Origin of the sequence: Streptomyces sp. ALB3, assembly GCF_044385685.1 — a bacterium.
Lineage (GTDB): Bacteria > Actinomycetota > Actinomycetes > Streptomycetales > Streptomycetaceae > Streptomyces.
In genome coordinates, this window is sequence record NZ_JBISCE010000004.1 from 112,888 (window position 1) to 133,061 (window position 20,174).

At 70.9% G+C, this 20,174-nt stretch carries 16 protein-coding genes; 14 read left to right on the forward strand and 2 right to left on the reverse strand.

All coding sequences use genetic code 11. From position 1 onward, the window contains the following. Positions 1 to 146 precede the first annotated feature (146 nt). From ACHFIV_RS05945 to serA, 4 genes are all read left to right on the forward strand, one after another. Entirely contained in the window at positions 147 to 2,003 is a 1,857-nt protein-coding gene (locus ACHFIV_RS05945; RefSeq protein ID WP_398964415.1) for an acetolactate synthase large subunit, read from the forward strand. A gap of 23 nt (positions 2,004 to 2,026) precedes the next feature. Further along, a complete protein-coding gene (gene ilvN, locus ACHFIV_RS05950) occupies positions 2,027 to 2,554 on the forward strand; it encodes an acetolactate synthase small subunit (RefSeq protein ID WP_398964418.1) in 528 nt (175 codons plus the stop codon). A gap of 105 nt (positions 2,555 to 2,659) precedes the next feature. After that, the gene (gene ilvC, locus ACHFIV_RS05955) at positions 2,660 to 3,661 is read left to right on the forward strand and encodes a ketol-acid reductoisomerase (RefSeq protein ID WP_398964419.1); all 1,002 of its coding nucleotides are present in this window, start codon (positions 2,660 to 2,662) and stop codon (positions 3,659 to 3,661) included. A gap of 300 nt (positions 3,662 to 3,961) precedes the next feature. Beyond that, positions 3,962 to 5,554 (forward strand): phosphoglycerate dehydrogenase, encoded by a 1,593-nt coding sequence (gene serA, locus ACHFIV_RS05960; RefSeq protein ID WP_398964421.1) that lies wholly within the window; start codon positions 3,962 to 3,964, stop codon positions 5,552 to 5,554. Positions 5,555 to 5,697: 143 nt separating this feature from the next. On the opposite strand, the gene ACHFIV_RS05965 is transcribed toward serA, so the two are convergent. Then, complete coding sequence (locus tag ACHFIV_RS05965) at positions 5,698 to 6,837, reverse strand: PucR family transcriptional regulator (protein ID WP_398964423.1); 1,140 nt, start codon at positions 6,835 to 6,837, stop codon at positions 5,698 to 5,700. A 177-nt stretch (positions 6,838 to 7,014) separates the two neighbouring features. Here ACHFIV_RS05965 and ACHFIV_RS05970 point away from each other — a divergent pair, with 177 nt between their 5' ends. After that, a complete protein-coding gene (locus ACHFIV_RS05970) occupies positions 7,015 to 7,941 on the forward strand; it encodes a proline dehydrogenase family protein (protein ID WP_398964425.1) in 927 nt (308 codons plus the stop codon). Between the two features lie 81 nt (positions 7,942 to 8,022). Further along, complete coding sequence (pruA, locus tag ACHFIV_RS05975; RefSeq protein ID WP_398964426.1) at positions 8,023 to 9,654, forward strand: L-glutamate gamma-semialdehyde dehydrogenase; 1,632 nt, start codon at positions 8,023 to 8,025, stop codon at positions 9,652 to 9,654. A gap of 123 nt (positions 9,655 to 9,777) precedes the next feature. Here pruA and ACHFIV_RS05980 read toward each other — a convergent pair whose 3' ends face one another. Then, a complete protein-coding gene (locus tag ACHFIV_RS05980; RefSeq protein ID WP_398964427.1) occupies positions 9,778 to 12,069 on the reverse strand; it encodes an exo-beta-d-1,3/1,6-glucosidase in 2,292 nt (763 codons plus the stop codon). Positions 12,070 to 12,240: 171 nt separating this feature from the next. Between ACHFIV_RS05980 and ACHFIV_RS05985 the strand changes: the two genes are divergently transcribed. The 8 genes from ACHFIV_RS05985 to ACHFIV_RS06020 all read left to right on the forward strand — a co-directional run bounded on the left by ACHFIV_RS05985 (position 12,241) and on the right by ACHFIV_RS06020 (position 19,963). Further along, positions 12,241 to 12,840, forward strand: a complete 600-nt coding sequence (locus tag ACHFIV_RS05985; protein WP_398964429.1) for a TetR/AcrR family transcriptional regulator — start codon at positions 12,241 to 12,243, stop codon at positions 12,838 to 12,840. Between the two features lie 269 nt (positions 12,841 to 13,109). Continuing rightward, positions 13,110 to 13,238 carry a hypothetical protein gene (locus ACHFIV_RS05990; protein ID WP_398964431.1) on the forward strand — a complete coding sequence of 43 codons (129 nt, stop codon included), beginning with the start codon at positions 13,110 to 13,112 and terminating at the stop codon, positions 13,236 to 13,238. Between the two features lie 111 nt (positions 13,239 to 13,349). After that, entirely contained in the window at positions 13,350 to 14,393 is a 1,044-nt protein-coding gene (locus tag ACHFIV_RS05995) for a 3-isopropylmalate dehydrogenase (protein ID WP_398964433.1), read from the forward strand. 293 nt (positions 14,394 to 14,686) lie between these two features. Then, entirely contained in the window at positions 14,687 to 15,790 is a 1,104-nt protein-coding gene (locus tag ACHFIV_RS06000; RefSeq protein ID WP_398964435.1) for a branched-chain amino acid aminotransferase, read from the forward strand. Between the two features lie 125 nt (positions 15,791 to 15,915). Then, on the forward strand, positions 15,916 to 16,605 hold the full coding sequence (gene ureA, locus ACHFIV_RS06005; protein WP_398964436.1) for an urease subunit gamma: 690 nt from the start codon (positions 15,916 to 15,918) through the stop codon (positions 16,603 to 16,605). Beyond that, positions 16,605 to 18,287 (forward strand): urease subunit alpha, encoded by a 1,683-nt coding sequence (locus ACHFIV_RS06010; protein WP_398964438.1) that lies wholly within the window; start codon positions 16,605 to 16,607, stop codon positions 18,285 to 18,287. Before ureA ends, ACHFIV_RS06010 begins: the two co-directional genes overlap by 1 nt. 7 nt (positions 18,288 to 18,294) lie before the next feature. Beyond that, the gene (locus tag ACHFIV_RS06015) at positions 18,295 to 19,317 is read left to right on the forward strand and encodes an agmatine/peptidylarginine deiminase (RefSeq protein ID WP_398964439.1); all 1,023 of its coding nucleotides are present in this window, start codon (positions 18,295 to 18,297) and stop codon (positions 19,315 to 19,317) included. 4 nt (positions 19,318 to 19,321) lie between these two features. Further along, complete coding sequence (locus ACHFIV_RS06020) at positions 19,322 to 19,963, forward strand: TetR/AcrR family transcriptional regulator (protein ID WP_398964441.1); 642 nt, start codon at positions 19,322 to 19,324, stop codon at positions 19,961 to 19,963. Positions 19,964 to 20,174 lie beyond the last annotated feature (211 nt).

Here is a 20,174-nt window from a genome sequence, read left to right on the forward strand (position 1 = left end):
CTGAAGCAGGGTCACTCATGGACACCTTGCAGACCGCACCGGCGCGCTCCCCTCGCTTGCCTCACGGCACGAGGGGTTTTTTGTTGCACCGGGACCTCTCAAAACCCCGCAAAAACACCGCATAAACCCTCAGCTTCGAGAAGAGAATGCCGATGACCGAGCAGGCCACCGGGGCCCAGCACCCGCAGCCGCGGGCCCGTAACGGCGGACCGTCCTCCGCCTCCGTTGAGCACCTCACGGGCGCGCAGTCCCTCATCCGTTCTCTCGAGGAAGTCGGCGCCGACACGGTATTCGGCCTCCCCGGCGGTTGCATCCTGCCGGCGTACGACCCCCTGATGGACTCCACCCGGGTCCGTCACATCCTCGTCCGCCACGAGCAGGGTGCGGGTCACGCGGCCACCGGCTACGCACAGGCGACCGGCAAGGTCGGCGTGTGCATGGTCACCTCGGGTCCCGGTGCCACCAACCTGGTGACGCCGATCGCCGACGCGGCCATGGACTCCGTGCCGCTGGTCGCGATCACCGGCCAGGTCGCGTCCGCCGCCATCGGCACGGACGCCTTCCAGGAAGCCGACATCTGCGGCATCACGATGCCCATCACGAAGCACAACTTCCTGGTGACCCGCGCCGAGGACATCGCGCACACGGTCGCCGAGGCCTTCCACATCGCCTCCACCGGCCGCCCGGGACCGGTCCTCGTCGACATCGCCAAGGACGCGCTGCAGGCGAAGACGGTCTTCAGCTGGCCGCCGACGATGGACCTGCCCGGCTACCGCCCGGTCACCAAGCCGCACGCCAAGCAGATCCGCGAGGCCGCCAAGCTCATCACACAGGCCAAGCGGCCCGTGCTCTACGTCGGCGGCGGCGTCATGAAGGCCGGCGCCACCGCCGAGCTGAAGGTCCTGGCAGAGCTCACCGGAGCGCCCGTCACCACCACGCTGATGGCGCTCGGCTCCTTCCCCGACAGCCACCCGCTGCACGTGGGGATGCCCGGCATGCACGGCTCGGTCACCGCCGTCACCGCGCTGCAGAAGGCCGACCTGATCGTCGCGCTCGGGGCCAGGTTCGACGACCGTGTCACCGGCAAGCTGGACAGCTTCGCGCCGTACGCCAAGATCGTCCACGCGGACATCGACCCGGCCGAGATCGGCAAGAACCGCGCGGCCGACGTCCCGATCGTCGGTGACGCCCGCGAGGTCATCGCCGACCTGGTCCAGGCGGTCCAGGCCGAGCACACCGAGGGCAACACCGGTGACTACGGCGCCTGGTGGAAGGACCTCAACCGCTGGCGCGAGACCTACCCGGTCGGTTACGACCTGCCGGAGGACGGCAGCCTCTCGCCGCAGCAGGTCATCCAGCGCATCGGTGAACTCGCCCCCCAGGGCACGATCTTCGCGGCGGGCGTCGGCCAGCACCAGATGTGGGCCTCGCACTTCATCCAGTACGAGCAGCCCGCCACCTGGCTGAACTCCGGCGGCGCCGGAACCATGGGGTACGCCGTCCCGGCCGCGATGGGCGCCAAGGCGGGCATGCCCGACCGCGCCGTCTGGGCGATCGACGGCGACGGCTGCTTCCAGATGACCAACCAGGAACTCACCACCTGCGCGCTCAACAACATCCCGATCAAGGTCGCGATCATCAACAACGGCGCACTCGGGATGGTCCGCCAGTGGCAGACCCTGTTCTACAACCAGCGCTACTCCAACACCGTGCTGCACTCCGGCCCGGACGCCGACGGCAACGCCGCCAGGGGCACGCGCGTGCCGGACTTCGTCAAGCTGTCCGAAGCCATGGGCTGCCACGCGATCCGCTGCGAGGACCCGGCCGACCTGGACAAGGTCATCGCCGAGGCCAACGCGATCAACGACCGCCCGGTCGTCATCGACTTCATCGTCCACGAGGACGCCATGGTGTGGCCGATGGTCGCCGCCGGCACCTCCAACGACGAGGTCATGGCGGCGCGCGGTGTCCGCCCCGACTTCGGCGACAACGAAGACGACTGAGAGACAGAGAGAGACCGACTCCAATGTCCAGTAAGCACACGCTCTCCGTCCTGGTCGAGAACAAGCCGGGTGTCCTCGCCCGGATCACGGCCCTGTTCTCCCGGCGCGGCTTCAACATCGACTCGCTCGCGGTCGGTACCACCGAACATCCCGACATCTCACGCATCACCATTGTCGTGAACGTCGCGGGCCTGCCCCTGGAGCAGGTGACCAAGCAGCTCAACAAGCTGGTCAACGTCCTGAAGATCGTCGAACTCGAGCCCGCCGCAGCGATCCAGCGGGAGCTCGTCCTGGTGAAGGTCCGCGCCGACAACGAGACCCGCTCCCAGATCGTCGAGATCGTCCAGCTGTTCCGCGCCAAGACCGTGGACGTCTCCCCGGAGGCCGTCACGATCGAGGCGACGGGGGGCGCCGAGAAGCTGGAGGCCATGCTCAAGATGCTCGAGCAGTTCGGCATCAAGGAGCTCGTCCAGTCCGGCACCATCGCCATAGGGCGCGGCGCGCGCTCGATCACCGACCGTTCCCTGCGCGCACTCGACCGTACGGCGTAACCCCTTCCGGCCATCTCGCCGCTCGCATGGCGAGACCCGGCAACGTACCCCACGCACCCCGCCGTACGGTGGGACGCAACACCTGCACACCAAGGAGAAGACCCAGTGGCCGAGCTGTTCTACGACGACGATGCCGACCTGTCCATCATCCAGGGCCGTAAGGTCGCGGTCCTTGGTTACGGCAGCCAGGGACACGCCCACGCGCTGTCGCTGCGGGACTCGGGTGTCGACGTCCGCGTCGGTCTGCACGAGGGTTCGAAGTCCAAGGCCAAGGCCGAGGAGCAGGGCCTGCGCGTGGTGACCCCGTCCGAGGCCGCGGCCGAGGCCGACGTCATCATGATCCTCGTCCCGGACCCGATCCAGGCCAAGGTCTACGAGGAGTCCGTCAAGGACAACCTCAAGGACGGCGACGCGCTGTTCTTCGGCCACGGCCTGAACATCCGCTTCGACTTCATCAAGCCGCCGGCCAACGTCGACGTCTGCATGGTCGCCCCGAAGGGCCCGGGCCACCTGGTCCGCCGCCAGTACGAGGAAGGCCGCGGTGTCCCGTGCATCGTGGCCGTCGAGCAGGACGCGACGGGCAAGGGCCTGGAGCTCGCCCTCAGCTACGCGAAGGGCATCGGCGGCACGCGCGCCGGCGTCATCAAGACGACCTTCACCGAGGAGACCGAGACCGACCTGTTCGGCGAGCAGGCCGTCCTCTGCGGTGGTACCGCCGCTCTGGTCAAGGCCGGTTTCGAGACCCTGACCGAGGCCGGCTACCAGCCGGAGATCGCGTACTTCGAGTGCCTCCACGAGCTGAAGCTCATCGTCGACCTCATGTACGAGGGCGGCCTGGAGAAGATGCGCTGGTCCATCTCGGAGACCGCCGAGTGGGGCGACTACGTCACCGGCCCGCGCATCATCACGGACGCCACCAAGGCCGAGATGAAGAAGGTCCTCGCGGAGATCCAGGACGGCACCTTCGCCAAGAACTGGATGGCCGAGTACCACAACGGCCTGCCCAAGTACAACGAGTACAAGAAGGCCGACAGCGAGTCCCTGCTGGAGACCACCGGCGCGGAGCTCCGCAAGCTCATGAGCTGGGTCGACAACGAGGAAGCCTGAGTTCTCGCCGGGGGCGGGCCCGCACGGGCCCGCCCCCGGCACACGGCCGGCCTCACACCCCGTGTCACTGCGGGACGAGGAAGGCGGCAAGGAGGCGGCGCCGTACGTCTGTACACGCCGTCCACCCCGTGCGGGTGATCCTTCCACCGGGGCACACCGTGTGCTCGGCCGCATGACTACACTCTCAACAACACATACACGCGTCAGGGCCCACAGTGTCGTGCGTCTTCCACGCGGCTAGCCCCTCCACCGCCTGCGGCCGTCGGGACGGCCGTCCGCACTGGACTTGTGAGGACACACGTGAGCTCGAAACCTGTCGTACTCATCGCCGAAGAGCTGTCGCCCGCCACGGTTGACGCCCTGGGTCCGGATTTCGAGATCCGGCACTGCAACGGCGCGGACCGCGCCGAACTCCTCCCCGCGATCGCCGACGTCGACGCGATCCTGGTGCGCTCCGCCACCAAGGTCGACGCCGAGGCCATCGCTGCGGCCAAGCAGCTCAAGGTCGTCGCCCGCGCGGGCGTGGGTCTGGACAACGTCGACGTCTCCTCGGCCACCAAGGCCGGCGTGATGGTCGTCAACGCGCCGACGTCCAACATCGTCACCGCCGCCGAGCTCGCCTGCGGCCTGCTCGTCGCCACCGCGCGCAACATCCCCCAGGCCAACACCGCCCTGAAGAACGGCGAGTGGAAGCGCTCCAAGTACACGGGTGTCGAGCTCAGCGAGAAGACCCTCGGCGTCGTCGGCCTCGGCCGGATCGGCGTGCTGGTCGCCCAGCGCATGTCGGCCTTCGGCATGAAGATCGTCGCGTACGACCCCTACGTGCAGCCCGCGCGCGCCGCCCAGATGGGCGTCAAGCTCCTCACGCTGGACGAGCTGCTCGAGGTCTCCGACTTCATCACGGTGCACCTGCCCAAGACCCCCGAGACGCTCGGCCTGATCGGCGACGACGCGCTGCACAAGGTGAAGCCCTCGGTGCGCATCGTCAACGCCGCGCGCGGTGGCATCGTCGACGAGGACGCGCTGGCCTCCGCTCTCAAGGAGGGACGGGTCGCCGGCGCCGGGCTGGACGTGTACACGAAGGAGCCCTGCACGGACTCCCCGCTGTTCCAGTTCGACCAGGTCGTCTGCACCCCGCACCTCGGTGCCTCCACCGACGAGGCGCAGGAGAAGGCCGGCATCGCGGTCGCCAAGTCCGTCCGCCTCGCACTCGCCGGTGAGCTCGTTCCCGACGCGGTCAACGTCCAGGGCGGCGTCATCGCCGAGGACGTCCGCCCCGGCCTGCCGCTCGCCGAGAAGCTCGGCCGGATCTTCACCGCCCTCGCGGGCGAGGTCGCGGCCCGTCTCGACGTCGAGGTCTACGGCGAGATCACCCAGCACGACGTGAAGGTGCTCGAACTCTCCGCGCTCAAGGGCGTCTTCGAGGACGTCGTCGACGAGACCGTCAGCTACGTCAACGCCCCGCTCTTCGCGCAGGAACGCGGTGTCGAGGTCCGCCTCACCACCAGCTCCGAGTCGCCGGACCACCGCAACGTGGTGACCGTCCGCGGCACGCTGGCCAACGGCGAGGAGGTCGCGGTCTCCGGCACGCTGGCCGGCCCCAAGCACCTCCAGAAGATCGTCGCGATCGGCGAGCACGACGTCGACCTGGCGCTCGCCGACCACATGGTCGTCCTGCGGTACGAGGACCGTCCCGGCGTCGTCGGCGCGGTCGGCAAGATCCTCGGAGAGGCCGGTCTGAACATCGCCGGCATGCAGGTCTCGCGGAAGGACGCCGGCGGCGAGGCGCTGGTCGTACTGACCGTCGACGACACCATCCCGCAGTCGGTGCTCACGGAGATCGCCGAGGAGATCGGCGCCGCCTCGGCGCGTTCGGTCAACCTCACGGACTGATCCCCGCCCGTACGACGACCGCGCCCGGCCGACGGATTCCGATCCGTCGGCCGGGCGCGGTCGTGCGTGGTGCCGGGGTTCCCGCGCCCAGGACCTCAGCCGGCGTCTGCCGGCTCCTCACGGCGCCGGGGGGCCCGGCCGGCTCAGAGCCTGGCCCGTTTCAGCGCCATGTGCAGCAGCAGCCGGTCCTCGCCGTCGTTCAGGTCGAGGCCGGTGAGCTGCTGGACCCGGGCGAGTCGGTAGTAGAGCGTCTGACGGTGGATGCCCAGCTCGGTGGCGGTCCGGCTCGCCTGGCCGGCGCGGTCGAGGAACATCTCGGCTGTGCGGGCCAGTTCGGCGTGGGGCGGGGCCAGCAAGGGGCGGACGGCCTGGTCGGGCGCCGTCTCGGGGGCCGGGGGAAGCGCCGTCAGGAGCCGGTACGGGCCGATGGCCGACCAGTCGGCGACCGGGCCGAAGCGGGATTCCGCCGAGGCGGCGCGGGCGGCGGACAGCGCCTCGTGCCAGGACTCGGCCAGCCCGGCCAGGCCCCGGCGGGCGGTGGCGAGACCTCCGGTCGCGGCCGTCCCGGCGGCGCTGCGCAGCCGTTTGGCCGCGGTCGCCGCCGGGTCGAGGGCCTCGGGGGAGCGCAGCCGGACCAGGGCGGCCAGGGCCTGGGCGCCCGCGCCGGGAACCGTGGCGAGGGCCGCCGCCGACGGCACCGTACGCACGGACGGGATCCCGCCCGGCCACGGGAGCACGCAGACCACGGTGTGCAGCCCCTCCGCGTCGGCTCCCAGGGCGTCGTGCAGGGCGGCCACCGCCATGTCCCGCTGCCAGCCGCGCCCGGCGACGAGCACCGCGCCGAACTCCCGCGACAGGTCCGTCCCCGCCCGCTCCTCGTCGGCGAGCAGGGCGCCGATCCGGGACGCCACGTCCATCGCCGCGGTCAGCTGCTCGTCCGTCGGTCCCGGGTCGGCGTCCAGCAGCCACACATAGCCGAGAACGACACCCCGATGGCGTACCGGAAGGCAGACGCGGCCTCGGAAGACGCCGGCCTCCGGGGCGGCCGGGATGCGGACCGGCCCGGTGGCGCGGGTGATGCCGAAGCCCTCGAACCACGCGCGGACCGCCGGGGTGGAGCGCCGGGTGAGGATCGAACGCGTACGGACGGGGTCCATGGCGGTGTCGTCGTCACTGTCGTGTGCCCCGAAGGCGACCAGCCCGAAGTCGCGGTCCTCCAGGGTCGCGGGTGCGCCGAGCAGCGTGGAGATCTCGTCGACCAGCTCCTGGTAATCGCCCTTCACTCCGCCATTCTCGCACCCCTTCAGACATATGTCTGAGATCCAGTGCACGGACGCGTGACAGCTGTCGATGGCACGAGCCGGCCGGGATCCCTAGATTTCACAGTGGTTCTCCGTGCCGTCCCGGTCTGTTCACCTGTGTACCGGTCCGGCCTCGTTCGTACTCCGTGGAGGTGCCCCGTGCTGGGTCCCGTCATTCTCGCCGCGTCCCGCAGCGACAGAATGCGTCGTTTCGTCTCGGCCGCGCCGGGCACCAAGCAGGTCGTCGACCGCTTCATCGCCGGCGAGAGCGTCGACCAGGTCGTCCCCGTCATCCAGGACGCGGCCGCCAAGGGGCTCGAGGTCACCCTGGACGTCGTGGGCGAGGACATCACCACTCCGGAGCAGGCCGCCGCGGCGCGCGACGCCTACCTGGAGCTGGTCGGCCGCCTCGAGGAGCTGGGGCTCGGGGAGCGCGCGGAGATGTCCGTCAAGCTGTCGATGTTCGGCCAGGCGCTGGAGGGAGGACACGAGCTCGCCCTCTCCAACGTCCGCCCCGTCGTCGAGGCCGCCGCCGCGATCGGCACCACGGTCACGCTGGACGCCGAGGACCACACCACCCTCGACTCGATGTTCGCCATCCACGAGGAGCTGCGGAAGGACTTCCCGCAGACCGGCTGCGTGATCCAGTCCTACCTGTTCCGCACGGAGGCCGACGCCCGCCGCCTCGCCGCCGCGGGCAGCCGGGTCCGCCTGGTGAAGGGCGCCTACAAGGAGCCCGCCTCCGTCGCGTACCAGAACAAGCCGGAGATCGACAAGGCGTACGTCCGCATCCTGAGGACGCTGATGCGGGGCGAGGGCTACCCGATGATCGGCTCCCACGATCCGCGTCTCATCGCCATCGGCCAGGAGCTCGCACGCCAGGCCGGGCGCAAACTGGATGAGTACGAGTTCCAGATGCTGTACGGCATCCGCAGCGAGGAGCACGTCCGGCTCGCGGCCGAGGGCCACCGGATGCGCGTCTACACGGCGTACGGCACCGACTGGTACGGATACTTCATGCGCCGCCTCGCGGAGAAGCCGGCCAACCTGTTGTTCTTCGGCCGCTCCGTGCTCACCAAGGGCTGAACCAGCGGGCTGAACCAAGGGCTGAACCAGGGCTGACCTGCCCGGCCGACCACCCACCTCAACCAAGGAGACAAGGCACTCATGGACGCTGTCACCCAGGTCCCCGCGCCGGTCAACGAGCCGGTCCACTCCTACGCCCCCGGCACCGCCGAGCGAGCCCGTCTGGAGGCGAAGCTCAAGGAGCTCAGCGAGAACCCCATCGACCTGCCGATGACCATCGGTGGCGAGAAGCGCATGGGCGGTGGCGAGCGCGTCGACGTCGTGCAGCCCCACAACCACAAGTCCGTGATCGGCACCTTCGCCGCTGCCACCGAGCAGGACGCCCAGGACGCGGTCGACGCGGCTCTCGCCGCCGCCCCGGCCTGGCGCGCGATGTCCTTCGACGACCGCGCGGCCATCATCCTGCGCGCCGCCGAGCTCCTGTCCGGCCCCTGGCGCGAGACGCTGGCCGCCTCCACGATGCTCGGCCAGGGCAAGACCGCCCAGCAGGCCGAGATCGACTGCCCCTGCGAGCTCGTCGACTTCTGGCGCTTCAACGTGCACTACGCGCGCCAGATCCTGGCGGAGCAGCCGCCGGCGAACTCCCCCGGCGTGTGGAACCGCATGGACCACCGCCCGCTCGAGGGCTTCGTCTACGCGATCACGCCGTTCAACTTCTCGGCCATCGCGGCGAACCTTCCCACCGCGCCCGCCCTCATGGGCAACGTCGTGGTGTGGAAGCCGTCCCCGACGCAGACCCACGCCGCCGTGCTGCTGATGCAGCTCCTGGAGGAGGCCGGGCTGCCCAAGGGCGTCATCAACCTGGTCACCGGCGACGGCATCGCCGTCTCCGAGGTGGCGCTGAACCACCGCGACCTGGCCGGTGTCCACTTCACCGGATCGACCCCCACCTTCCAGCACCTGTGGAAGACGGTCGGCAACAACATCGCCAACTACCGCACCTACCCGCGGCTCGTCGGCGAGACCGGCGGCAAGGACTTCGTCGTCGCCCACCCGAGCGCCGACCGTGCCGTCCTCAAGACGGCGCTGACCCGCGGTTCCTTCGAGTACCAGGGCCAGAAGTGCTCCGCGTCCTCCCGCGCGTACATCCCCGCCTCCATCTGGAACTCCGGGTTCAAGGAGGAGTTCGCGGCCGAGGTCGACGGCATCACCATGGGTGACGTCACCGACCTGTCGAACTTCATGGGCGCCGTGATCGACGCGCGTTCCTTCGCGAAGAACAAGGCCGCGATCGACCGCGCCGCCGCCGACCCGGCCTGCACGATCGTCGCGGGCGGCACCTACGACGACTCCGTCGGCTACTTCGTCCGCCCGACCGTCATCGTGTGTGACGACCCGGCCAACGAGGTGTTCACCACCGAGTACTTCGGCCCGATCCTCGCCGTCCACGTCTACGAGGACGACACGTACGACGCCATGCTGGAGCAGATGGAGTCGGTCTCGGACTACGCGCTGACCGGCGCGGTCATCTCCAACGACCGCGCGGCTGCCGCCTACACGATGGACAAGCTCCGCTACGCGGCGGGCAACTTCTACATCAACGACAAGTCGACCGGCGCCGTCGTCGGCCAGCAGCCTTTCGGCGGTGGCCGTGGCTCGGGCACCAACGACAAGGCGGGCGCCCCGCAGAACCTGCAGCGCTGGACGCTGACCCGCGCCATCAAGGAGACGCTGGTCCCGCCGACCGACTACACCTACCCCCACCAGGGCTGACCGCCCTCCGGGGCGCCCGTGCCGGGCGCCCCGCCCCGCACTCCGCCTCCCGACCGGCTCCCCCCGCCGGCCGGGAGGCGGTTCCCGTTCCGGCCGGGACCGCCGGACGGGCGTCGAGTGGGGTCAGCCCTTCACGGTGAAGCCCGCCCGCAGGAGGACGTCGTCGGCCGAGGACGGGCCCACCAGCAGCTCGAACGCGCCGGGCTCCACGACCCGGCGGCCCGCCGCGTCCACCAGGGTGCACTCGGAGACCGGCAGCTCAAGCACCACCTCGCGCGCCTCACCAGGGGCGAGGGACACCTGCCGGTAGGTCTTCAGCTCCTTGTCGGCCCAGGTCACGGACGTCACCGTGTCGCTGATGTACACCTGTACGGTCTCCAGGGCGGGCCGCGCTCCGGTGTTGTGGACGGTGACGCGCGCCCGCAGTGTGTCGCTCTCCCCGACACTCGCCGTGAGGACCTCCAGGCCGGAGTAGGCGACGGTCGTGTACGTCAGGCCCTCCCCGAACACGAAGGCGGGACGCTGGGTGAGGTCGGCGTAGCGCGAGCCGTGCTGGCCGCGGATCTGGTTGTAGTACGTCGGCTGCTGCCCCGCGTGCCGGGCGAAGGAGACGGGCAGCCGGCCCGAGGGCTCCACGAGACCCAGCAGCACCTCGGCCACCGCCCGGCCGCCCTGCATGCCCGGGTTGGCGGCGTACACGACGGCCGCCGCGCCGAGGGCGGAGGGCGGGAGCACCAGGGGCTTCGAGCTGATGACCACGACGACGAGCGGCTTGCCGGTCGCGGCGAGCGCGTCGAGCAGGGCGACCTGCCCGCCGACGAGTTCCAGGGTCGCCGTCGAACGCCCCTCGCCGACCAGCTCGATACGGTCACCCACCACGGCGACGACGTGGTCGGCGGCCTCGGCCGCGGCGACGGCCTCGGCGATCAGGGTCCCGGAGGGCTCCGCCGGGACGACGACGTCCGGGCGGGGCTGGCCGTCCGGGAAGAACGCGCCCTCCGGGTCGGGGCCCACGGAGAGGATCTCGGCGCCCCGCGCGTAGGTGACGTCCCAGCCCTCCGGCACATGGTCGCGGAAGCCGTCGAGCACGGTGCGGATCATGGCTCGCGGCTGACCGTCCGGCATCCAGTCCGTCTGGCCGGAGGAACCCGCCCAGTCACCCAGCTGGGTCTGCGCGTCGTCCGCGTTGGGCCCGATGACGGCGACCGTGCGCGGGGCCGAGCCGGCTTCCGCGACGGCGCGTCCGTCCCGGCCCGCCACGTACCCGCCGGCCAGCGGCAGGGTGCCGTCGTTGGTGAGCAGGACCAGCGAACGGCGGGCGGCCTCCAGATTCAGGGCGGTGTGCCCGCTGCCGCCGATGACAGCGGTCTGGCGGGCGGGGTCCGGGTGGCGGGGGTCCTCGAAGAGTCCGAGCTCGAACTTCAGGGTCAGGATCCGTCGCACCGCCGCGTCGATCTCCGCCTCGTCCAGAGTGCCCTGGGCGACGGCGCTCTGCGCGCCCTCGAAGAACTGCGGGGTGGTCATCACCATGTCGTTGCCCGCCCGGACCGCCGCCGCGGCGGCCTGGGTGTGGTCGGCGTAGATCCTCTGCTCCCACACCATGCGGCCGACGTTGTCCCAGTCGGTGACCAGCGTGCCGGTGTAGCCCCACTCACCGCGCAGCACCTCGCCCAGCAGCCAGTCGTTGACGGTGATCGGCACCCCGTCCATGGACTGGTAGCCGAGCATGAACGTACGGCAGCCCTCGCGGGCGACCCGCTCGAACGGCGGGAGAAACCAGGAGCGCAGCTTGCGCCGGGAGATGTCGGCCTCGCTCGCGTCACGGCCGCCCTGGGTCTCGGAGTAGCCCGCGAAGTGCTTGGCGCACGCCAGGACGGCCGTCGGGTCGCTCAGGCCGTCGCCCTGGTAGCCGCGGACCATGGCCGAGGCCAGCTCCCCGATCAGGAAGGGGTCCTCGCCGAAGGTCTCGCTGACCCGGCCCCAGCGCAGGTCCCGGGTGATGCAGAGCACCGGCGAGAAGGTCCAGTGGACACCCGTCGCCGACACCTCGACGGCCGTGGCCCTGGCGACGCGCTCCACGAGGTCCGGGTCCCAGGTGGCGGCCAGACCGAGCTGGGTTGGGTAGATCGTGGCCCCCTCCCAGAAGGAGTGGCCGTGGATGCAGTCCTCCGCCACCAGCAGGGGGATGCGCAGCCGGGTCCGAGCGGTCAGCTCCGCCGCTTCCAGGACGCGCTCGGGCGAGGCGTGGACGACCGAACCCACGTGCAGGTCCTCGACGAGGTGGCGTACCCCCTCCTTGGCGTTCAGCTGGAGCATCTGACCGGTCTTCTCGGCCAGGGTCATCCGGCCGAGGAGGTCGTCGACCCGCTCGGCGACGGGGAGCGCGGGGTCGAGGTAGGGCAGGGAGGGGGACACGGAGGGTCCTTTCGCGACACGGTTCGCCTTCACCATAGAGTCAATACCGACCACCTGGTAAGTATCTTCGGGGGTCGGATCTCCGGTGCCGGCTCCGGCAGGGAGTTCCATGGGTATCCGATGCACCGAAGTGCCGGCCGGACGCGGACCGGCGGACCGGGAGAGTGCCGAGTGACGGCCGAAGTGCGGCGGGGCTACGCGAAGGGCCGTGCCAAGCGGCGCGAGATCCTCGACCAGGCCATGTCCCTGTTCGGGGAGGCCGGCTACCGGGGCGCGTCGCTGCGGGTGATCGCGACGCGGTGCGGCATCTCGCACACCGGTCTGCTGCACCACTTCGCGACCAAGGAGGCGCTGCTGCTCGCGGTGCTGGAGCACCGCGACGACGTGGACGGCGAGTGGCTCTCGCTCGGTGGCACCACGGGTGTCGCACGGCTGCGGCGGTTCGCCGAGCTGGCCGCGCTGAACTCCGCACGGCGCGGGATCGTCGAGCTGTTCTCGGTGGTCTCCACCGAGGCGACGGCCGCCGACCACCCGGCCCACGGGTACTTCGTGCGGCGTTACGAGAACTCGGTGGCGGGCGCCCGGCTCGCGTACGCGCAGGCGAGCCGTGACGGCGCCCTGCGAGCCGGTATCGCCCCCGACGCCGCGGGCAGCCAGCTGATCGCGCTGATGGACGGGCTCCAGGTGCAGTGGCTGCTCAGCGACTGCACGACGGACATGGCCGGCGTCCTGCGCGCGCACATCGAGGCACAGCTCACCGTCGAGTTCTGAGACCTGGCCGGAGAGGTCCGGGTGTCCGGCCGTCTCAGATAGTAGGAAGTCCGAGTAACTGTGGAGACAGATGGCTCGAGCTGTCCTAGCTTTGTAGGAGCCGAACGAATCGCTGATCCAGCGACCGGTGTGCGTGAGCGTGCCCGATGCAGGCAATCCCTGCGGCATCCGCTCCCCGCCCCTTCAGGCGCTTCGAAATCCCGATCTCGACATCCGTTGCGCGAAGTCCCGATCCCGAAATCCACGCGATCTCAAGGAGTCGATCCCTCATGGCCCAGACCACGGTCCGCCGCGTCCGTCACACCGCCCGCCCCGCCGATTCGGAGCGCCAGGCCGCCGCCGCAGCTCTGCAGCGAGCCCTCGACCGCCGCGACAACGGCGGGTCCACCGGTCACTGAGGGCGCGAGCCCGGCTCCGGGGTCCGTCCCGCGCACTGTCGGACGGATCCCGGAGCGTCCGCATCGTGGACGTCGAGTGTCATGGGGTGGGACGGCGGCTAGGCTTCCCCCATGTCTCGCAGCATCGATCTCGCAGTGATCCCCGGCGACGGTATCGGCCAGGAGGTCGTCACCCAGGGCCTCAAGGTTCTCAACGCTGTTCTCCCGCAGGATGTGAAGCTGGAGACCAAGGAGTACGACCTCGGCGCCCAGCGATGGCACCGCACCGGTGAGACCCTTCCCGACGCGGAGCTCGAAGCCCTCAAGGGCCACGACGCCATCCTGCTCGGCGCCATCGGAGACCCCTCCGTGCCGTCCGGCGTGCTGGAGCGCGGGCTGCTGCTGAAACTGCGCTTCGCCTTCGACCACTTCATCAACCTCAGGCCGTCGAAGCTCTTCCCGAACACCGCCACCCCGCTGGCCGGACGGCCCGAGATCGACTTCGTCGTCGTCCGCGAGGGCACCGAGGGCCCGTACACGGGCAACGGTGGTTCCCTGCGCACGGGCACGGAGCACGAGATCGCCACCGAGGTGAGCGTCAACACCGCCCACGGTGTGGAGCGCGTGGTGCGGGACGCCTTCGCGCGTGCCGCCGCCCGTCCGCGCAAGAAGCTGACGCTGGTCCACAAGAACAACGTCCTCGTGCACGCCGGGCACCTGTGGAAGAACACCTTCGACAAGGTCGCGGCCGAGTTCCCCGAGGTCACCACCGACTACCTGCACGTCGACGCGGCGACGATCTTCTTCGTCACCCAGCCGGAGCGCTTCGACGTCATCGTCACCGACAACCTCTTCGGTGACATCCTCACCGACCTCGCCGCGGCCGTGACCGGCGGCATCGGCCTGGCCGCGTCCGGCAACATCAACCCGACGGGTGCCTTCCCGTCCATGTTCGAGCCGGTGCACGGCACCGCGCCCGACATCGCGGGCCAGGGGAAGGCCGACCCGACGGCCACGATCCTCTCCGTCGCACTCCTGCTGCGCCACCTGGGCTACGAGGCCGAGGCCGTGCGCATCGAGGAGGCGGTCTCCGCCGACCTCGCGGAGCGTGACGGGAAGAACGCGCGCACCACCGACGAGATCGGCGACGCACTCGTGGAACGCGTAGCGAGCTGACCCGACGTCTCCACTTCGAAGCCGCCGGGTCGCAACCGCACCCGGCGGCTTCACCTCGCGGTCCCCGGGTGCCACCATCGACCCCTGGACCGCGTTCTCGCGTCGCGTGAGCGTCACCGTGGACGTCACCGCAAACGAGTCATTTCGTGCAGGGCCGCCCCCGGGAGATAATCGAACGCGGGACCGCGGCTCGCCGTAGAGCTCGGACGTCCTACAACCTGCCCGGCGCTGCCGGACAGGGGCAGACGTGAGCGCGGTCCATCACACACAAGACCGGTGAAGGACACGCACTCATGACGACGCCCACGATCGAGCTCAAGCCCTCCTCGCACCCGCTGTCCGACGCGGAGCGCGAGGCGGCGATGGCCAACCCCGGCTTCGGCCGGCACTTCACCGACCACATGGTGACGATCAGCTGGACCGAAGGCCGCGGCTGGCACGACGCGCAGCTCGTGCCCTACGGCCCGCTGTCGCTCGACCCGGCCAACATGACGCTGCACTACGCGCAGGAGATCTTCGAGGGCCTCAAGGCCTACCGGCAGCCCGACGGCACGGTCGCCACCTTCCGTCCCGAGGCCAACGCCGCCCGTTTCCAGCGGTCCGCCGCCCGGCTCGCGATGCCGGAGCTCCCCGTGGAGACCTTCATCGAGGCCTGTGACGTCCTGGTCCGGCAGGACCAGGCCTGGGTCCCGCCGCACGGCGGCGAGGAGTCCCTCTACCTGCGGCCCTTCATGATCGCCGCCGAGGTGGGCCTCGGTGTCCGGCCGGCCAACGAGTACCTCTTCATCGTCATCGCCTCTCCCGCCGGCGCCTACTTCCCCGGCGGCGTGAAGCCGGTCTCGATCTGGCTCTCCCAGGACCGGGTGCGCGCCGTCCCCGGTGGCGTCGGCGACGCCAAGACCGGGGGCAACTACGCCGCCTCCCTGCTCGCCCAGGCCGAGGCCGCGGCGCAGGGCTGCGACCAGGTCGCCTACCTCGACGCCGTCGAGCACAAGTGGGTCGAGGAGCTCGGCGGCATGAACCTCTACTTCGTGTACGGGCAGGAGGACGGCAGCAAGCGGATCGTCACCCCCACCCTCACCGGCTCGCTGCTCGCCGGCATCACCCGTGACTCCCTGCTCACCGTCGCCCGTGACCTCGGCTACACCTCCGAGGAGGGCCGCGTCTCCATCGACCAGTGGCGCGCCGACACGGAGAACGGCACCCTCACCGAGGTCTTCGCCTGCGGTACCGCCGCCGTCATCACGCCCGTCGGCACCGTGAAGTCCGCGGACGGCGAGTGGACCCAGGGCGACGGCACCCCCGGTGAGGTCACCCTGAAGCTGCGCGAGCGCCTGCTGGACATCCAGCGCGGCATCGCCGAGGACACCCACGGCTGGATGCACGAACTCGGCTAGTCACCGGCCGTACCCGCCAGGCCGCGCCCCTCCCCGGGGCGCGGCCTTCGCCGTTTCCGGGTCCGAGTTTTGAGCGCCGCTCAAAACCTGGTTAGAGTGCTGCTCCAACCAGGAGGTGCGGCGACGTGCGACTGACCCCGACCGAACGTGACCGGCTGCTGCTCTTCGGCGCGGCCGAGCTGGCCAGGGCCCGGCGCGCCCGCGGCCTGCGGCTCAATGTCCCCGAGGCGACCGCGCTGATCGCGGACACCGTCTGCGAGGCCGCCAGGGACGGACGGCGGCTGGCCGAGGCGATCGCGGCCGCCCACGCCGTGCTGGGGCCGGACGACGTGCTGCCGGGTGTGGCGGACGTGGTCACCGAGGTCCAGGTGGAAGCCGTGTTCGACGACGGCTCGCGGCTGGCGGTGGTCAGTCACCCTCTCTCCGGCGGCACGCTGGGCGACGACGCGCCCGGCGCACTCCTCCCCGGCCCTCCCACGGCCGCCCCGGAACCGTCCGTGCGGCTCACCGTCCGCAACACCGCGACCGTCCCGGTCAGCGTGACGTCCCACTTCCACTTCTTCGAGGCCAACCCCCGGCTCCGCTTCGACCGCGCGGCGGCCTACGGGATGCGGCTGGGCGTGCCCGCCGGCTCCTCCCTCCGCTTCGGCCCGGGGGAGACGGCCGAAGCGCCTCTGGTCCCGATCGGCGGCGACCGGATCGCGATCGGGTTCGCGGGGCTCGTCGACGGACCGCTGGACGCGCCGGGCGCGAAGGAGGAGGCGCTGCGCAGGGCGGCGGCCTGCGGCTACCTCGGAGCGGGGGAGGGGAACTGATGGATCCGTACGAGTACGCCTCCGTGCACGGGCCGCGTGCCGGGGACCGCGTCAGGCTCGGCGACACCGGGCTGACCGTCCGCGTGGAGTCCGACGCCCAGAGGCAGGGGGACGAGTTCCTCGCCGGATTCGGCAAGACGGCCCGGGACGGCCTGCACCTCAAGGCCGCCGCGGTCCGGGAGACCTGCGACGTCGTCATCAGCAACGTCCTGGTCATCGACGCGGTGCTGGGAATCCGCAAGGTCTCGATCGGTATCCGCGAGGGCCGTATCGCCGCGGTGGGACGGGCCGGCAACCCGGACACCCTCGACGGGGTGGACGTGGTGACCGGCACGGGCACGACGATCGTCTCCGGCGAGGGCCTCATCGCGACGGCCGGTGCCGTCGACCCCCATGTCCACCTGCTCTCCCCGCGCATCATGGAGGCGTCCCTGGCCTCCGGTGTCACCACGATCATCGGCCAGGAGTTCGGCCCGGTCTGGGGTGTCGGCGTCAACTCCCCGTGGGCCCTGCGCCACGCCTTCAACGCCTTCGACGCGTGGCCCGTCAACATCGGCTTCCTCGGCCGCGGTTCCTCCTCACACGAGGCGCCGCTGGTGGAGGCCCTCGCCGAGGGCGGCGCCTGCGGCTTCAAGGTCCACGAGGACATGGGAGCCCACACCCGCGCCCTGGACACCGCCCTGAGGGTGGCCGAGGACCACGACGTCCAGGTCGCGCTGCACAGCGACGGGCTGAACGAGTGCCTGTCCGTCGAGGACACCCTGAGCGTGCTCGAGGGCCGCACGATCCACGCCTTCCACATCGAGGGCTGCGGCGGCGGGCACGTGCCCAACGTGCTGAAGATGGCGGGAGTGCCCAACGTCATCGGGTCCTCCACCAACCCGACGCTCCCCTTCGGCCGTGACGCGGTCGCCGAGCACTACGGGATGATCGTCTCCGTCCACGACCTCAAGACGGACCTGCCCGGCGACGCCGCCATGGCCCGCGACCGGATCAGGGCCGGGACCATGGGTGCCGAGGACGTGCTGCACGACCTCGGCGCCATCGGGATCACCTCGTCCGACGCGCAGGGCATGGGCCGGGCGGGCGAGACCGTACGGCGCACCTTCGCCATGGCCGCGAAGATGAAGGCCGAGCTCGGTCCCATGGACGGCGACGGTCCCGGTGACGACAACGCCCGGGTGCTGCGCTACATCGCCAAGCTCACCGTCAACCCCGCCATCGCGCACGGCCTGTCGCACGAGGTCGGCTCGATCGAGACCGGCAAGCTCGCCGACATCGTCCTGTGGCGACCCGAGTTCTTCGGCGCGAAGCCCCAGCTGGTCCTGAAGTCGGGCTTCCCCGCCTACGGGGTCACGGGCGACCCCAACGCCGCTACCGACACCTGCGAACCGCTCGTCCTGGGACCGCAGTTCGGCTCCTACGGGGCCACGGCCGCCGATCTGTCCGTCGCCTTCGTCGCGGAGGCCGCCACCCAGCTGGGCGCCGACCTCATGCCCACCCGCCGGCGCAGGGTCGCGGTCCGCGGCACGCGCGGCATCGGGCCGGCGGACCTGCGCCTCAACTCACGTACCGGGCAGGTCGGTGTCGACGGCGACACCGGTCTCGTCACCCTCGACGGCGACCCGCTGCGCTCACCGGCCGCCGAATCCGTCTCCCTCAACCGCCTCTACTTCCTCTAGGACCGCCATGACCTTCCGCATGCCGCCCGAGTGGGCCCCCCACGAGCGCACCTGGATGGCCTGGCCGGGCCCCAACCCCACCTTCACCACGGCGGCCGAGCTGGACGAGGCGCGCGGCGCCTGGGCGGCCGTCGCCCGCGCCGTGCGCCGCTTCGAACCGGTCACCGTCGTCGTCGGACCCGGGCAGGAGGACAGCGCGCGGGCGCTCCTCGGGCCGGACGTCGAGACAGCCGTACGCCCCCTCGACGACGCCTGGATGCGGGACATCGGCCCGACCTTCGTCGTCGACCCCGAGGCCCGGCAACTCGCGGCCGTGGACTGGACGTTCAACGGCTGGGGCGCCCAGGGCTGGGCCCGCTGGGAACACGACCGGCACATCGCGCGGGGCGTGGCCGAGCTGGCCGGAGTGCCTGTGCACAGCTCGCCGCTGGTCAACGAGGGCGGCGCCGTCCACGTGGACGGCGAGGGCACCGTGCTGCTCACCGAGACCGTGCAGCTGGGCAAGGAACGCAACCCCGGCTGGACCCGGAGTGCCGTGGAGGAGGAGATCCACGCCCGCCTCGGCACCGAGAAGGCCGTCTGGCTGCCACGGGGCCTGACCGGGGACTACGGCACCTACGGCACTCTCGGCCACGTCGACATCGTCGCCGCGTTCGCGCGTCCCGGAGTCGTCGTCGCCCACGTCCAGCCCGACCCCTCCCACCCGGACCACGAGGTCACCCGTGAGACGGTCCGCATCCTGCGCGCCGCCACCGACGCGCAGGGCCGCCCGTTGGAGGTGGTCGAGATCCCCGCTCCCACGGCGCTGAGGGACGCCGACGGCGGGTGGAACGACTACTCCTACATCAACCACTACCTCTGCAACGACGGCGTGGTCCTCTGCGCGTTCGACGACCCCAGGGACGAGGAGGCGGCCGCCGTCCTCGCCGACCTGTTCCCCGACCGTACGGTGACACCCGTCGACGCCCGTACGATCTTTGCCGGTGGTGGAGGCATCCACTGCATCACGCAGCAACAGCCCAGGATCTGAGACCGTGCCCCGTAGCCCGCGCCGTCGCAACATCGCCCCGCCCCGCGAGGACGTGCTCGCCGCCGTCATGGCCACCGTCGCCGAGCGGGGCCTCGACGGGCTCACGATGGCGGGGCTCGGCCGCGAGGTGCGGATGAGCAGCGGGCACCTCCTCTACTACTTCCGTACCAGGGACGAACTGCTGCTGCAGACCCTGGAGTGGAGCGAGGCGCGGCTCGGTGCCGAGCGCCGGGCCCTGCTCGCCGGGCCCGGCAGCGCACGCGAGCGGCTCGGCGCCTACATCGCGCTGTACGTCCCCGACGGTCACCGCGACCCGCACTGGACGCTGTGGCTGGAGGTCTGGAACCGCTCCCAGGGAGCCGACGAGGACGCCCACGCCCGCCAGGCCGCCATCGAGGACGCCTGGCACCGCGACCTCGTCGGACTCCTGTCCGACGGCATCGCACGCGGTGAGTTCCGCGCCGTGGACACCGACCGGGCCGCGACCCGGCTGCGGGCGCTGCTCGACGGGTTCAGCGTCCACGTCACCGTCGGCATCCCCGGAACCGGCCGTGAGCAGGTCCTGGACGAGGCGCGCCGGTACGTGGAGGAGACGCTCCTGCCCGGGCAGGCCTCCGGGGCGACGGGCATCCCGCCCGCATCCTGAGACACCCCGGGACGGGGGCGGGCCGTTGTGCCACACTGCTGCCGTGTCCTCGTTCGCCATGATTACCGGCAGCAGGCGCGCCGGTCCGCAGTGACCGTCCTGTACCACCACGTACGGAACGGACATCGTGCCCCAGACCCGCGCGCAGACCTCTCGCACCCGCGAGGGGTTTTTTCGTTTTCCGGCCCACACCACGGCCGCAAGCGAGGCA